Here is a 15204-nt window from a genome sequence, read left to right as displayed (position 1 = left end):
CCATGCAAGGCGCTCATCTCAGACATCAGCCACCCGCACCCGGCCGCAAGCCGGTGCCGCGGGGTGCCAGCCGAATGGTGGCCAAAGAGCCGATGTCCGCGCGCCTGCCAAAAGCCAACTTCGGCTTTTTGAAAGGTCTGTTCTGGCCGGTGCTGCTGGTGGCTCTGGGGTTCGGCACTTACGAAGGCGCACAGCGTCTGCTGCCGTACGCCGACCGGCCGATCACCAAGATCGCGGTGCAGGGCGACCTGAGTTACATCAGTCAGCAGGCGGTGCAGCAGCGGATCGCCCCGTATGTGGCGTCGAGCTTCTTCACCATCGACCTGGCGAGCATGCGCACCGAGCTGGAACAGATGCCGTGGATCGCCCACGCCGAAGTGCGCCGGGTGTGGCCGGACCAGGTGGTGATCCGCCTCGAAGAGCAACTGCCGGTGGCCCGTTGGGGCGACGAGTCGTTGCTCAACAACCAGGGCCAGGCGTTCACGCCCAAGGAACTGGCGAACTACGAACACCTGCCGCAGCTGTTCGGCCCGCAGCGGGCCCAGCAGCAAGTGATGCAGCAATACCAGGTGCTGAGCCAGATGCTCCGGCCATTGGGCTTCTCGATTGCGCGGCTGGAGCTGCGTGAACGCGGCAGCTGGTTCCTGACCACCGGTGCCGGCAGTTCCGGCCCCGGGATCGAGCTGCTGCTGGGACGCGGCAACCTGGTGGAAAAGATGCGCCGCTTCATTGCCATCTATGACAAGACGCTCAAAGAACAGATTACGAACATTGCGCGCATCGATCTGCGCTACGCCAACGGCCTCGCTGTTGGCTGGCGGGAACCAGTAGCGCCGACGACAGCCCAACCCGCTGTCGCAAAGAATTAAGAAGAGGCAGGACCCATGGCAAACGTGCAAAGCGGCAAAATGATCGTCGGTCTCGATATCGGCACCTCCAAGGTGGTGGCGCTGGTCGGCGAGGTTGCGGACGACGGCTCGCTGGAAATCGTCGGGATCGGCACTCATCCGTCCCGCGGCCTGAAGAAAGGCGTGGTGGTCAACATCGAGTCCACCGTGCAGTCGATCCAGCGCGCGATCGAAGAAGCCCAACTGATGGCGGGCTGCCGCATTCACTCGGCGTTCGTCGGCGTGGCGGGCAATCACATTCGCAGCCTGAACTCCCACGGCATCGTCGCGATTCGTGATCGCGAAGTCAGCTCGGCTGACCTGGAGCGCGTACTCGACGCCGCCCAGGCGGTGGCGATCCCGGCCGACCAGCGTGTGCTGCACACCCTGCCGCAGGATTACGTGATCGATAACCAGGAAGGCGTGCGCGAGCCGCTGGGCATGTCCGGCGTGCGTCTGGAAGCCAAGGTTCACGTGGTCACCTGCGCCGTCAACGCCGCACAGAACATTGAAAAATGCGTGCGTCGCTGCGGTCTGGAAATCGACGACATCATTCTCGAGCAACTGGCCTCGGCCTACTCGGTCCTGACCGACGACGAAAAAGAGCTGGGCGTGTGCCTGGTCGACATCGGCGGCGGCACCACCGACATCGCGATCTTCACCGAAGGCGCGATCCGCCACACGGCGGTGATCCCGATTGCGGGCGACCAGGTGACCAACGACATCGCCATGGCGTTGCGCACCCCGACCCAGTACGCCGAAGAGATCAAGATCCGCTACGCCTGCGCCCTGGCCAAACTGGCCGGTGCCGGCGAGACCATCAAGGTGCCGAGCGTCGGCGACCGTCCGCCGCGCGAACTGTCCCGTCAGGCTCTGGCCGAAGTGGTCGAGCCGCGTTACGACGAACTCTTCACCCTGATCCAGGCCGAGCTGCGTCGCAGCGGCTACGAAGACCTGATCCCGGCCGGCATCGTGCTGACCGGTGGTACGTCGAAGATGGAAGGCGCCACCGAACTGGCCGAAGAAATCTTCCACATGCCGGTCCGCCTGGGCGTGCCTCATGGCGTGAAAGGTCTGGATGACGTGGTACGCAACCCGATTTATTCCACTGGCGTTGGCTTGTTGATGTACGGCCTGCAAAAGCAGTCCGACGGGATCTCGTTCTCGGGCATCGGCAGCCGCGACAGCTACAGCAACGATGAGCCGCAGGCGCCGTTGCTGGACCGTTTTAAGAAGTGGATTCAAGGCAACTTCTAACGCTTTACCGCAGCACCGCAACAAACAGCAGTAGGCGAAAAAACTAGAGAATGTAAGGAGAGGGAAAATGTTCGAACTCGTAGACAACATCCCCGCAAGCCCGGTAATCAAAGTTATCGGTGTTGGCGGTGGCGGCGGCAACGCTGTCAATCACATGGTCAAGAGCAACATCGAAGGCGTGGAATTCATCTGCGCCAACACCGATGCTCAAGCGCTGAAAAACATCGGCGCGCGCACCATTCTGCAACTGGGTACCGGCGTGACCAAAGGCCTGGGTGCCGGCGCCAACCCGGAAGTCGGCCGTCAGGCTGCGCTGGAAGATCGCGAGCGCATCGCTGAAGTGCTGGCCGGCACCAACATGGTGTTCATCACCACCGGCATGGGCGGCGGTACCGGTACCGGTGCTGCGCCGATCATTGCCGAAGTGGCCAAGGAAATGGGCATCCTGACCGTTGCGGTCGTGACCCGTCCGTTCCCGTTCGAAGGTCGCAAGCGTATGCAGATCGCCGACGAAGGCATCCGCATGCTCTCGGAAAGCGTCGACTCGCTGATCACCATTCCGAACGAAAAACTGCTGACCATCCTCGGCAAGGACGCAAGCCTGCTGTCGGCTTTCGCCAAGGCTGACGATGTACTGGCCGGTGCCGTTCGCGGTATCTCCGACATCATCAAGCGTCCGGGCATGATCAACGTCGACTTCGCCGACGTACGTACCGTGATGAGCGAAATGGGCATGGCGATGATGGGCACTGGCTGCGCCAGCGGTCCGAACCGTGCACGTGAAGCGACCGAAGCGGCCATCCGCAACCCGCTGCTGGAAGACGTGAACCTGCAAGGCGCACGCGGCATCCTGGTGAACATCACTGCCGGTCCTGACCTGTCCCTGGGTGAGTACTCCGACGTGGGTTCGATCATCGAAGCCTTCGCTTCCGAGCACGCGATGGTCAAGGTCGGTACCGTTATCGATCCGGACATGCGCGACGAACTGCACGTGACCGTGGTTGCCACCGGTCTGGGCGCGAAAATCGAGAAGCCTGTGAAGGTCATCGACAACACCGTTCACACCTCGATGGCCGCTGCTCAGGTGCAGCAACCGGCACCCGCTCGTCAGGAGCAGCCAGCGGTGAATTACCGTGACCTGGACCGTCCGACCGTCATGCGCAACCAGGCTCAGGCCGGTGCTGCGACTGCCGCGAAGATGAATCCGCAAGATGACCTGGACTACCTGGACATCCCGGCCTTCCTGCGTCGTCAGGCCGATTGATGAAATGTATCAGGGGTATTCAGGTGATTGGTGTTCAGCAAAGGCTCGGTCTGCTATCATCGCCAGCCTTTGTTGATACCAGTTCGCAATTTGCGCTGAAGCGGCCCATGCCATGATTAAACAACGCACACTGAAAAATATTATCCGTGCCACCGGTGTAGGTCTGCACTCCGGGGAGAAGGTTTACCTGACCCTCAAGCCTGCACCTGTCGACACCGGGATCGTCTTTCGTCGTGCCGATCTCGATCCGGTTGTCGAGATACCGGCTCGCGCGGCCAACGTCGGCGAGACAACCATGTCGACGACGCTGGTCAACGGTGACGTGAAGGTAGACACGGTGGAGCACTTGCTCTCGGCCATGGCTGGCCTGGGCATCGATAACGCCTACGTCGAGCTCTCCGCGTCTGAAGTCCCGATCATGGATGGCAGCGCAGGACCTTTCGTATTCCTGATTCAATCGGCTGGCCTGGAAGAACAGGACGCCGCCAAGAAATTCATCCGCATCCTGCGTGAAGTGACAGTGGAAGACGGCGACAAGCGCGCCACTTTCGTCCCTTTCGAAGGGTTCAAGGTGAGCTTCGAGATCGATTTCGATCACCCGGTTTTCCGGGACCGCACCCAAAGTGCAAGCGTGGATTTTTCCAGCACTTCGTTCGTAAAAGAAGTCAGCCGCGCCCGTACTTTCGGTTTCATGAGTGACATCGAGTACCTGCGCAAGCACAACCTCGCACTCGGCGGCAGCGTGGAAAACGCGATCGTGGTCGATGCCGATGGCGTACTGAACGAAGACGGCCTTCGCTACGAAGACGAATTCGTGAAGCACAAGATCCTCGATGCGATTGGCGACCTGTACCTGCTGGGCAACAGCCTGATTGGTGAGTTCAAGGGCTTCAAGTCCGGCCACGCACTGAACAACCAGCTGCTGCGCAAGTTGATTGAGCAGAAAGATGCCTGGGAAGTCGTGACGTTCGAAGACGCCAGCACTGCACCAATCTCTTACATGCGCCCGGTTGCGGCGGTGTAAGTAAAAAACCTCTCTAGTTTTTTGAAGGCCACCTTTGGGTGGCCTTTTTTTATGCCTGTTTTCAGGCGACGACGACCCGGTTTCTCCCACCTTCCTTGGCTTGATACAACGCCTTGTCCGCGGCGAACAACAGCTGCTCCAGACTGATTTCGCTCGTCGACGTCCAGGTACTGATACCGACGCTCACGGTCATCGGTGACTGGTCTTGATTCAGGCTTGGCAATTGCTCCACCGCTGTACGAATGTGTTCGGCGATCTGCTGCGCCCCGGCACTGTCGGTTTCCGCGAGGATCACCGAAAACTCCTCACCGCCATACCGCGCCACCAGATCCGCCGGACGCCGCACATTGGCGGTGATCACCCTGGCCAGTTCACGCAACGCGTGATCTCCGGCCTGATGCCCGTGCCGGTCATTGAAGGCCTTGAAGTGGTCGGCGTCGATCATCAGCAATGACAGTGGCTTGCCCGAACGCTGGGCGCGGAACCACTCGTGGCGCAGCGACTGATCGAGCATTCGCCGGTTGGCGACCCCGGTCAGGGCATCGGTCGCCGCGAGTTGTGCCAGTTCATGTTCCGCCCGCTGACGCAGGCGCAGCTCCCGGGCCAGCAGCCAGGTCAGCCACAGCAGACCGGCACACAACACGCCGGTAGCGCCGCTGATCAGGATCGCCGTGCGTCGCCACGCGCCGAACACTTCCTCGCTGGACAGGGCAACGATTACCGTCAGCGGCAGATTGCCGACCCGCGAATAGGTGTACAGCCGTTGCTGATAATCCATGCTCGAAATGCTGTTGAAACTGCCATTGCCGTTGTTGTCGCGCAGAATCCGCACCACATTGGGCCGGGCGGCAAAGCTCTTGCCGATCGAGTCGCTCTGCAGATAAGGCTTCTGCGCCAGCAGGATGCCGTCGTTGTTGATGATGTTGAGAGTGCTGTCGATGCCGATGTCGAGACTGTTGAACAGCTGATCGAAGTAATCCAGTTTCATCGACGCCACGGCCACACCCAGAAACTCACCGGTGTCTGAAGAAATGCGCCGACTGAAACTGATCCGCCACTGGTTGGCGTCATCGCAGTCGCAGCGGGGTTTGAACGGACGGCTGATGAACATGCCGGTGTCGCGGTTGAAGGCGTGGGCGAGGAAGTAGTCACGGTCGGCGAAATTGCCCGGCAGCGGATCGACCCGCGAGGAGTCGGCAATCACCTCGCCATACTTGTCGAGCAACAGGATGTCGCCCTTGAAGCGCGCCGTGGTGGAGCGGTCGAACAACGCCAGATGGCGGATCTGCGGCGAAACGTCTTTCAGGTCGTCACGTTGGGCGGCGGCGATCAGCCCTTGCAGCGTCAGGTCATACAGCTCGACGGTGCGCAGCACGTCGGCGTCGATCAACTGGGCGATGGTGGTGGCGCCACGGGTGGCCGATTCCTGGGCGTTGGCGCGTTCACGGATCAGCAGGAACGTGACGATGCAGACAATCGCGATCACGCTCAGCAGGCTGCCTGAGATCAACAGCAGCTCGGAGCGTCCGGTCGTGCCGGGAACGGTAGGGGTGCGGCTCGCGATCATGGTCCGGTTTTCGGTTGGGGATTCTTCTAAGCGTAGTTGTACCCGCTCGCTGCCACAGGCAAGAAAAAGGCCAGCGCGTCAGGCTGGCCTTTTATCGCAGTGCCGATCTTAGAAGACGTTGATCGGGTAGTCGATGATCACACGGTATTCATCGGTGTCCGTATCGATTGCGCCGTAACCGTTTCCGCCGCGGTTGGTCGCCCATTGCAGGCATACCGCCAAGTCTTTGGCCTGGCCGCTCTGCACCACGTATTTGAGGTCGATGTCGCGCTCCCAGTGTTTGGCGTTGCGGCCTTCGGCGCTGTACCACGAGGCGTAACCCTTGCTGTCCGGATCGACTTTGGTCAGGTCCAGCGTGCCGCGCGAATAGGACAGTGCCGAGGTCAGCCCCGGCAGGCCGACGCCGGCGAAGTCGTAGGCGTACTTGAGTTTCCACGAGCGCTCGTTCGGGCCGTTGAAGTCCGAGTACTGCTGCGAGTTGTCGAGGTAGACGCTGTCGCCCTGGCTGATGTAATCGAACGGCGTGTTGCCGTTGACCCGCTGATACGCGGCGGTAACGCTGTGGCTGCCGATGCCCACGGTGAAATGCAGGCTGTAGGTGTTGTTGTCGATGTTGCCCAGCAGCGCGTCGCCGGTGTCCTGGGTGTGATAGAAGTGCAGGCCCGGGTTGAGGGTCACCCGATCATTCAGCGCCCACGTGTAGTCGAGGTCGTAGTAGTACTGGTTCCAGATGTCCTTCAGCTCGGAAGCGTACAGGCTGCTGGTCAGGCCTTCGACGCCGCTCCAAGCCACGCCGGCCCAGTTCAGGTGCTGGCTCTTGTCGTCGTCGGCGAGGGTGCCGTAAGAAGTGCCGATGCGTTTGTGACCGCTCTGGTTGTAGGGCTTGGTGAAGCTGGCCTGGCCGCCTTCGATCATCCAGCCGTCGAAGCTGTGGTTGGTCAGGCTGATGCCGCGAAAGGTCTGCGGCAGCATGCGCGTCTCGCCACCGGCGATCACCGGGTTGGCGAGGAACAGATCGCCGGCTTTCAGCTCGGTATCGAACGCGCGCATCTTCAGGGTGCCACCCGCCGTGGAGAACGAACCCGGCGCTTTGCCGCTGCCGTCACTGACCGGCAGGATGCTGGAGTTGTCCGTACCACCACCGCCGTCGAGTTTCAGGCCGAGCATGGCGTGCGCATCGAGGCCGAAGCCGACCGTGCCTTCGGTGTAGCCCGACTCGAATTTGCCGAGAAACCCCTGGCCCCACTCGATGTTGTCGTCCGTCTGCTGCAGGCGGTTGCGGTTCATGTAGTAGTTGCGGGCATTGAGGTTCAGGCTCGAGCCTTCGACGAAACCTTGCTGCTCGGCTTCGGCAGCATGGGCGGCGGGGGCAATCGTTGCGGCAATTGCAATGAACAGCGGGGTGAAGCGAACTGGGTAACGCACGTGCGGTAAAGCTCCTTGGGTCAACTGACACTTCAATGTCATGAGGTGCGGGATGTTTCCAGTTGTTAAAGACGTACCAGACAGCTTTCAGACCACAACGAAAAAAGGCCGCTGAAAATCAGCGGCCTGCAAGGACGACGGTTGAACGGGAAGAGCCAAACAACCGCGTCGAGGGAAACGTTGCGCAGTGCGCGACTCAGCTGTCTTTCTCGGAGGCTTGAGCCTGAGAATTTAAGGCCTGCGGGGCTTGCGTAGCGTCCTGAGCCTTGGCCATCACTTCTGCCTGATGCTGTTCGAATGCGTGAGCGCGAGCGGCGTTTTGCGCTACAAACGTCTGGGATTCTTCAGCCATCGCCATCGGCGACAGGATCAATGAGGACAAAACGAAAGCGCTGGCAATACCCATACTGTTGGACATCTTGAAAACCTTCTTGCTTGGCAAGTGCTGTTTGGTGCGGGCAAAGATAAGGTTGCCGGGCGTTGTGAAACAGCGTGATTTTCATAAATGACTGTTACAGCGGAAGCAAAGATCAACGGGTGATCATTCCAGGACTCGGCTTGGGAACACCTTGATGGAAGCTCTGTGTTCGGCTTTGGAGTGGAACGCGGAGCGTCCCGGGCTGCATTCCCACGCGGAGCGTGGGAACGATCGGGAGAGGGGTCAGACGGGGAGGTGGATTCCGAAGGTGTTCATCCCGCGATCACTGCGCACAAACACATCCCCGCCATGCATCAGCGCGATCGCCTTGACGATCGCCAGCCCCAACCCGTGATTGTTGCCACTGTTGCTGCGCGACGCATCGACCCGGTAGAAGCGCTCGAACAAGCGCGGTAAGTGCTCGCTGGCAATCGGCGCGCCGGGGTTGGCCACGCCGATGCTGACCTGATGTTCCTCGACCGCGATCTGCACCTCGATCACTTGGCCGGGCGCCGTGTGTTGCACCGCGTTGCTCAGCAGATTGATCAGGGCTCGGCGCAAGTGGGCGATCTCGATCCGCACCTGGGCATCGCCGCTGACGTGGACCTGGACCTGCGCATCCTCAAGGATGAAATCGAGGTATTCGAGGGTGGTCGCCACTTCATCGGCCAGCGAGGTCGAGGTCAGTTTGGTGGCCTTGCTGCCCTGATCGGCGCTGGCCAGGAACAGCATGTCGTTGATGATCGAGCGCAGGCGTTCCAGCTCTTCGAGGTTGGATTGCAGCACTTCGAAATAATGCTCGGCGGAGCGCCCGCGAGTCAGGGCGACCTGGGTCTGGCCGATCAGGTTGGTCAGCGGCGAACGCAGCTCATGGGCCACATCGGCGTTGAAGGATTCGAGACGTGAATAGGCTTGTTCAACCCGCTCGAGCGTCGAGTTGAACGAGTCGACGAACTGCTCCAGTTCCGGCGGTAACGGCGACAATCGCAGACGCCCGGCCCGCAACGGCGGTGCCAGCCGCTGGGCTTCGTGGGACAGTTTGATCAGCGGTTTGAGGCCGATTCGCGCCACCCAGTAACCCAACGCCGAGGCCAGCAGCACGCCGATCACCGCCAGACTCACCAGCGCGATCAGCAACTGATGCTGGGTCTGGTGAAAGGTCTCGGTGTCGATGCCGATCATGAAGCGCAGCGGGGGGCGTTGATCCTTGGCCGGCAGTTCGGTGAGCAGCACTTTCAGCGGATAGGGATGGTCGGGCAGTTGCAGGTCGCGCATGCCCAGCGGGCCTTGGGCAAACGCGCGGATCAAGGCATCCGGCTCGCCAAACTCGTAGCCCGGATTGCCGCTGACGACCCAGAAACGGATGCGCTTGTCTTCTTCGCCGAGCAGCTTGAGCTTGGCGTTGATCTTCACCCAATGCTCGGGGGTGCCATAGCGGTTGAGCGCCGATTCCAGAACGCTGTAACGCGCATCGAGCTCCGCTTCCGGCAGCAGGCCCAGGCCTTTGTCCACTTGTTGATACAGCGCACCGCCGATCAACAGGAACACCAGCAGCGCCACCAGCGTGAACATCCCGCTCAGGCGCAGGGCGATAGAGTTACTGGACACCACGGCTCTCCAGCACATAACCCATGCCGCGGATGGTGTGCAGCAGTTTCTCGTCGAACGGCCCGTCGAGCTTGGCGCGCAGGCGTTTGATCGCGACTTCGACCACGTTGGCGTCGCTGTCGAAATTGATGTCCCAGACCATCTCGGCAATCGCGGTTTTCGAGAGGATTTCGCCCTGACGCCGGGCCAGCACGCTGAGCAGCGAAAACTCCTTCGCGGTCAGATCCAGCCGCGTGCCGGCGCGGGTGGCCTTGCGGCTGATCAGATCGATCCACAGGTCGGCGATGCTCACTTGTACCGGTTCATGCCCGCCGCTGCGCCGGGTCAGCGCTTGCAGGCGCGCCACCAGTTCGAGGAAGGAAAACGGTTTGCCGAGGTAATCGTCGGCGCCGTCGCGCAGGCCTCGGATCCGGTCTTCGACCCGCTCGCGGGCGGTGAGCATGATCACCGGCGTCTGCTTGCGCGCGCGCAATGCGCGCAACACGCCAAAGCCATCGAGGCCGGGCAGCATCACGTCGAGGACGATCACCGCGTAGTCGCTTTCCAGCGCCAGGTGCAGGCCCTCGACGCCGTCGCGGGCCCGATCCACGGTGTAACCCTGTTCCGTCAGGCCGCGGTGCAGGTAGTCCGCGGTTTTTTCTTCGTCTTCGATAATCAGAACGCGCATGACCCGCCTCAGTCTGTCGTTGCCAGCGCCGCGACGGGCGCCGGTTTGGGCTTGTGGAACAGCCGCTCGAGCCACAAGTATATGACCGGCGTGGTGAACAGCGTCAGCATCTGGCTGACCAGCAGGCCGCCCACCACAGCAATCCCCAGCGGCTGGCGCAGTTCCGCGCCGGTGCCGTAACCGAGCATCAGCGGCAGGGCGCCGAGCAGCGCGGCGAGGGTGGTCATGATGATCGGCCGGAACCGCGTGATACACGCTTCGAAAATCGCATCCTGCGGCGACAGCCCGCGATGGCGCTGGGCTTCCAGGGCGAAGTCGATCATCAGGATGCCGTTCTTCTTCACAATACCGATCAGCAACACCAGCCCGATCAGCGCCATGATCGAAAAGTCCTGGCCGCAGATCCACAGCATGATCACCGCACCCAACCCCGCCGCCGGCAAGGTCGAGATGATCGTCAGCGGATGGACGAAGCTCTCGTAGAGCACGCCGAGAATGATGTACACCGCCACCAGCGCCGCGAGAATCAGCCACGGCTGACTTTTCAGCGAACTCTGGAACGCCTGCGCCGCGCCCTGGAAGTTGCCGCTGATCGCGGTCGGCATGCCGATCTCGGCCTTGGCCTGATTCAGCAGAATCACCGCATCGCCCAGTGCCACGCCGGGCGCCAGGTTGAACGACAGGTTGGCGGCCGGGAACATGCCGTCATGGGCGATGGACAGCGGACCGATGGTCGGCGCGTCGAATCGGGCCAAGGCTGACAGCGGCACCATTTCCCCGCTCAGCGGTGAGCGCAGGTAGAAATAGTTGAGGCTTTCGGCCTTGCCGCGCTGTTTGGTGTCCAGTTCCAGAATCACGTTGTACTGGTTGACCTGGGTCTGGAACTCGTTGATCTGCCGCTGGCCGAAGGCGTCGTACAGCGCCTCGTCGACATCACTCGCCGTCAGGCCGAAACGCGCGGCGGCGCTGCGGTCGATGCTGATGTGGGTGATGCTGCCGCCCAGTTGCAGGTCGTTGGAGATGTCACGGAACGCCGGGATGCTGCGCAGCTTCTCGGTGAGTTTCTGGGTCCAGGTGGCGAGGGTCGGCCCGTCGTTGCTTTTGAGCACGTATTGATACTGCGCACGGCTCGGGCCGGAGCTGAGGTTGATGTCCTGGCCGGCGCGCAGGTAAAGCACGATGCCCGGGACTTTCATCAGTTGCGGACGAATGCGGTCGATGAACTGGCTGGCCGAAACATCGCGGTCTCCGCGTTTTTTCAGGGCAATCCAGAAGCGCCCGTTGGCGATGGTCTGGTTGCTGCCGGACACGCCGACCGAGTGGGAGAACGCCTGCACGGCCGGGTCGGCGGCGACGATTTCGGCCATCGCCAGGTGTTTTTTCACCATGTCGCTGTAGGAGATATCGGCGGCGGCTTCGGTGGTGCCGAGGACGAAACCGGTGTCCTGCACCGGGAAGAAACCCTTGGGGATAAACACGTAGCCGCCAATCGCCAGTGCGACGGAAATGCCGAACACGCCGATCATCAGTTTCTGGTGGGCGAGGGCGCGGCGCAGGCCTTTTTCGTACCAGCCGAGCAGGCGTTCGCTGAAGCCTGGTTTGTCATGGGCGTGATGCACCGGTTTGCGCATGAACAGCGCTGCGAGCGTCGGCGCCAACGTCAGGGATACCACCACGGAAATCATGATGGTCGAGGTGGCCGTCAGGGCGAATTCCTTGAACAGGCGCCCGACCACGCCGCCCATGAACAGCAGCGGAATGAACGCCGCCACCAGCGAGAAACTGATCGACACCACGGTAAAACCGATCTCGCCGGCGCCCTTGATCGCGGCATCGCGCATGCTGTCGCCGGCCTCCAGATGACGGTGGATGTTTTCCACCACCACGATGGCATCGTCGACCACGAAGCCCACGGCCACCACGATGGCCACGAGGGTCAGGTTGTTCAGGCTGAAACCGAGCAAATACATCAAGGCGAAACTGGCCGTCAGCGACACGCCGAGCACCGCCGAGACAATCATCGTCGCCGACAACTGGCGCAGGAACAGCGCCATGACCGCCACCACCAGCAGGATCGCGATCAGCAGGGTGATTTCCACCTCATGCAGCGAGGCGCGGATGGTCTGGGTGCGGTCGATCAGGGTTTTGACCTGCACCGAGGCCGGCAGCATGGCTTCGAGGCCGGGCAGGGCGGCTTGAATCCGGTCGACGGTTTCGACGATGTTGGCGCCGGGCTGGCGGGAGATCACCAGGTTCACGCCCGGCCGATCACCGGCCCAGGCCTGCACGTAGGCATCTTCCGAACCGTTGACGACTTTCGCGACATCCTTGAGGTGAACCGGGGCGCCGTCCTTGTAGGAAACGATGAGCTGGCTGTATTCCTCGGGGTGGAACAACTGGTCGTTGGTCGACAACGTGGAAATGCTCGAGTCGCCGTACAAGGCGCCCTTGGCGAGGTTGAGGCTGGTCTGCTGGATCGCCACACGAATGTCGGCGAGGGTCAGGCCGATGGCCGCCAGTTTGTCGGCCGAGGGCTGTACGCGGATTGCCGGACGTTGCTGACCGGTGATGTTGATCTGGCCTACACCGTCGATCTGACTGATCTGACGCGCAAGCAGGGTTTCCACCAGGTCGCTGAGTTCAGTGCCGGGCATTTGCGTGGAGCTGACGCTGAGGATCAGTACCGGGCTGTCGGCCGGGTTGACCTTCTTCCAGGTCGGCAGGGTCGGCATGTCTTTCGGCAGTTTGCCCGCGGCGGTGTTGATCGCGGCCTGCACTTCCTGGGCGGCGGTGTCGATGCTCTTGTCGAGGGTGAATTGCAGGGTCAGCAACGTGGAGCCCAGCGCACTGCTGGAGGTCATCTGGGTCATGCCGGGGATGGCGCTGAATTGCACCTCCAGCGGCGTGGCCACGGATGAAGCCATGGTGTCGGGGCTGGCGCCGGGCAGTTGGGCGGAGACCTGGATCGTCGGAAATTCCGCTTCCGGCAGTGGGGCAATCGGCAGGCGCGGGAAGGCAATCACCCCGACCAGCACCAGCGCGATGGTCAGCAGAATCGTCGCCACCGGGTGATCGATGCACCAGGTCGAAACGCCTTTGTGCTGCTTCATGGCTTGGGCTCCGCTTGCACCACCTGCGGCGGTTCGCTCATGACCTGCACGGTCGAACCGGGCTTGAGCCGCGACTGGCCGTCACTGACCAATACGTCGCCGGGTTTCACGCCCTTGATGATGTCTTGGCCGCTGCCCTGATAAACCATTTGCACCTGCACGGCTTCAACCTTGTCGCCGTTGACCCGGTATACAAAGTGTTGGTCCAGACCGCGTTGTACGACGGTGGGCGGGACCACCAGCGCATCTTTATCCAGCGCTGTCTGAATCTTTACCGTCACCAGCAGGCCCGGCCAGAGTTTCTGGTTGGGATTGTCGAACTCGGCCTTGGCGCGGATGGTGCCGGTGTTGGCGTTGATCTGATTGTCGATCAGGGTCAGGTGACCTTCGCCGAGCAGGTTGCCGGTTTCGCCATCGGTGTCGGCGCCGATGTAGGCCTTGACCAGTGCGCGCTGCGGGTCGCTGATCAGGCCTTGCAGGGTTGGCAGCATTTGCTGGGGCAGGGAAAACTCGACGGCGATCGGGTCGATCTGGGTCACGGTGAACAGACCCTGGGTGTCGGTCATGCGCAGGAAGTTGCCTTCGTCGACCGTACGAATGCCAACGCGGCCGGTGACCGGGGAGCGAATCTGGGTGTAGGAAAGTTGTACCTGTGCCGCGTCAATCGAAGCCTGATTGCCCTGGGCGGTGGCCTTGAGCTGGTTGACCAGTGCCTGTTGCTGGTCGTAGGTCTGCTTCGATACACCGTCGTCGACGCTGAGCAGTTTGTAGCGCTTGAGGTTGACCAGCGCCACTTGCAGTTGTGCCTGGCTTTCGCCCAGTTGTGCGCGGGCCTGGTCGAGGCTGGCGCGGATCGAGCGGTCGTCGATGGTGGCGAGCAGGTCGCCCTGTTTCACCAGTTGCCCCTCTTTGACCAGGAGCTTGGTGAGGATGCCGTCGATCTGTGGGCGCACCACGACGCTGTGCAGTGAGAGGACCGAGCCGATGCCGCTGGTGTAGCGGGGGACGTCTTTTTCGCTGCCGGCTACTACTCTGACCGGGTTGGCGGTGGGGGCTGCCAGTTTGGCCGGGGCGGGTTTGTATGCGTACCACAGACCTGCGGCTGCGAGGGCGATCAACAGGGTGGCGAGCAGGGCCTTTTTCTTCTGGATTTGCATGCTTGTGGGGCGCCAGGGGGACGGGGTTTGGGCAGGTTTTGTCTTTATAAACTTGTTTGGGGGTCAGGAGGGTGACGGCTGGCTGACGGCGCTGTCAGTTTCGGCTTTTGACTTGGCGGCCTTTGGGCCGGCCAGGCTTTGGATGTTCTTTGTGAATATCCGTTTCTTCGGGTGTTGCGGATGGCGGTTTCGCTCTTACAGCGAGTCACTTTTGCAGACGCCCAAAAGTAACCAAAACGCTGGGCCCCGGCGTTCGGCGCCTCGCTGTGGCTCGGCGTTCCTTCGTTACGGGATTCATCCGGGGGCATCGCCTACGGTTTGCTTCGCTGCACCTCCTCTCGATGCATGCGGCTTCGCCGCACGGTCGCTGCGCTCCCACCCCCGGATAAATCCCTCCACTCAGCCTGCCGATGGGGCCGGCACGTCAAAAGCGGTACTCGAGCTAACGCTCATTGTGTTGAGTGGTGGGAAGCGAGAAGCAAATGCGGACTGCTTTTGCTTTGATCGTTCCCACGCTCCGCGTGGGAATGCCGCTCGGGACGCTCCGCGTTCCATTTTCGGATGTTTGGAAACGTGTCGGGTGTACCGATTGTTTTGATCGTTCCCACGCTCCGCGTGGGAATGCCGCCCGGGACGCTCCGCGTTCCATTTTCGAATGTTTAAAAGTTGTGTCTGTTTCGGCGATCCTTCCCACAACGTTTTCAGGTTGTCCGTCGGAAGCACGCTCTCTAGTCTCTGGCTGTCGCTGCCAATTCAGCGAACAGGCGTGGAAACCTGATTTCAAGTAGTTGCAAAGCATCTCCCCGTAATCGTTGCCGAT

At 61.5% G+C, this 15204-nt stretch carries 11 protein-coding genes; 4 read left to right on the top strand and 7 right to left on the bottom strand.

Annotated elements, in window-relative coordinates; genetic code table 11:
- The first annotated feature begins 2 nt into the window (after positions 1–2).
- From ACEN93_RS11550 to lpxC, 4 genes are all read left to right on the top strand, one after another.
- The gene (locus ACEN93_RS11550; RefSeq protein ID WP_039766241.1) at positions 3–869 is read left to right on the top strand and encodes a cell division protein FtsQ/DivIB; all 867 of its coding nucleotides are present in this window, start codon (positions 3–5) and stop codon (positions 867–869) included.
- Positions 870–884: 15 nt separating this feature from the next.
- Entirely contained in the window at positions 885–2144 is a 1260-nt protein-coding gene (ftsA, locus tag ACEN93_RS11545; RefSeq protein WP_039766239.1) for a cell division protein FtsA, read from the top strand.
- A gap of 67 nt (positions 2145–2211) precedes the next feature.
- Positions 2212–3408 (top strand): cell division protein FtsZ, encoded by a 1197-nt coding sequence (gene ftsZ / locus ACEN93_RS11540; protein WP_007956754.1) that lies wholly within the window; start codon positions 2212–2214, stop codon positions 3406–3408.
- Between the two features lie 112 nt (positions 3409–3520).
- Positions 3521–4432, top strand: coding sequence for a UDP-3-O-acyl-N-acetylglucosamine deacetylase (lpxC, locus tag ACEN93_RS11535; RefSeq protein WP_007956752.1), 912 nt, complete (start codon positions 3521–3523; stop codon positions 4430–4432).
- Between the two features lie 61 nt (positions 4433–4493).
- On the opposite strand, the gene ACEN93_RS11530 is transcribed toward lpxC, so the two are convergent.
- The 7 genes from ACEN93_RS11530 to ACEN93_RS11500 all read right to left on the bottom strand — a co-directional run bounded on the left by ACEN93_RS11530 (position 4494) and on the right by ACEN93_RS11500 (position 14384).
- Positions 4494–5999 (bottom strand): sensor domain-containing diguanylate cyclase, encoded by a 1506-nt coding sequence (locus ACEN93_RS11530; RefSeq protein ID WP_495611428.1) that lies wholly within the window; start codon positions 5997–5999, stop codon positions 4494–4496.
- A 108-nt stretch (positions 6000–6107) separates the two neighbouring features.
- Complete coding sequence (locus ACEN93_RS11525; RefSeq protein WP_495611427.1) at positions 6108–7424, bottom strand: OprD family porin; 1317 nt, start codon at positions 7422–7424, stop codon at positions 6108–6110.
- A gap of 196 nt (positions 7425–7620) precedes the next feature.
- Complete coding sequence (locus tag ACEN93_RS11520) at positions 7621–7842, bottom strand: hypothetical protein (RefSeq protein ID WP_039766234.1); 222 nt, start codon at positions 7840–7842, stop codon at positions 7621–7623.
- A gap of 243 nt (positions 7843–8085) precedes the next feature.
- The gene (locus tag ACEN93_RS11515) at positions 8086–9450 is read right to left on the bottom strand and encodes a heavy metal sensor histidine kinase (RefSeq protein ID WP_495611426.1); all 1365 of its coding nucleotides are present in this window, start codon (positions 9448–9450) and stop codon (positions 8086–8088) included.
- The gene (locus tag ACEN93_RS11510; protein ID WP_011335857.1) at positions 9440–10117 is read right to left on the bottom strand and encodes a heavy metal response regulator transcription factor; all 678 of its coding nucleotides are present in this window, start codon (positions 10115–10117) and stop codon (positions 9440–9442) included. The genes ACEN93_RS11515 and ACEN93_RS11510 overlap by 11 nt, the downstream gene beginning before the upstream one ends.
- An 8-nt stretch (positions 10118–10125) precedes the next feature.
- Complete coding sequence (locus tag ACEN93_RS11505; protein WP_495611425.1) at positions 10126–13227, bottom strand: multidrug efflux RND transporter permease subunit; 3102 nt, start codon at positions 13225–13227, stop codon at positions 10126–10128.
- Positions 13224–14384 (bottom strand): efflux RND transporter periplasmic adaptor subunit, encoded by a 1161-nt coding sequence (locus tag ACEN93_RS11500; RefSeq protein ID WP_495611424.1) that lies wholly within the window; start codon positions 14382–14384, stop codon positions 13224–13226. Before ACEN93_RS11500 ends, ACEN93_RS11505 begins: the two co-directional genes overlap by 4 nt.
- Between the last annotated feature and the right edge of the window lie 820 nt (positions 14385–15204).

It is taken from the genome of Pseudomonas sp. Pseusp21 (genome assembly GCF_059492145.1).
The sequence above is the reverse complement of the archived record's forward strand: the minus strand, read 5'-3'. Positions and strand labels throughout refer to the sequence as shown.

Coding starts and splice junctions, on each gene's coding strand:
- ACEN93_RS11505 (WP_495611425.1), bottom strand. CDS start 13,227: ATGAAGCAGCACAAAGGCGTTTCGACCTGGTGCATCGATCACCCGGTG.
- ACEN93_RS11550 (WP_039766241.1), top strand. CDS start 3: ATGCAAGGCGCTCATCTCAGACATCAGCCACCCGCACCCGGCCGCAAG.
- ACEN93_RS11510 (WP_011335857.1), bottom strand. CDS start 10,117: ATGCGCGTTCTGATTATCGAAGACGAAGAAAAAACCGCGGACTACCTG.
- ACEN93_RS11530 (WP_495611428.1), bottom strand. CDS start 5,999: ATGATCGCGAGCCGCACCCCTACCGTTCCCGGCACGACCGGACGCTCC.
- lpxC (WP_007956752.1), top strand. CDS start 3,521: ATGATTAAACAACGCACACTGAAAAATATTATCCGTGCCACCGGTGTA.
- ftsA (WP_039766239.1), top strand. CDS start 885: ATGGCAAACGTGCAAAGCGGCAAAATGATCGTCGGTCTCGATATCGGC.
- ACEN93_RS11520 (WP_039766234.1), bottom strand. CDS start 7,842: ATGTCCAACAGTATGGGTATTGCCAGCGCTTTCGTTTTGTCCTCATTG.
- ftsZ (WP_007956754.1), top strand. CDS start 2,212: ATGTTCGAACTCGTAGACAACATCCCCGCAAGCCCGGTAATCAAAGTT.
- ACEN93_RS11500 (WP_495611424.1), bottom strand. CDS start 14,384: ATGCAAATCCAGAAGAAAAAGGCCCTGCTCGCCACCCTGTTGATCGCC.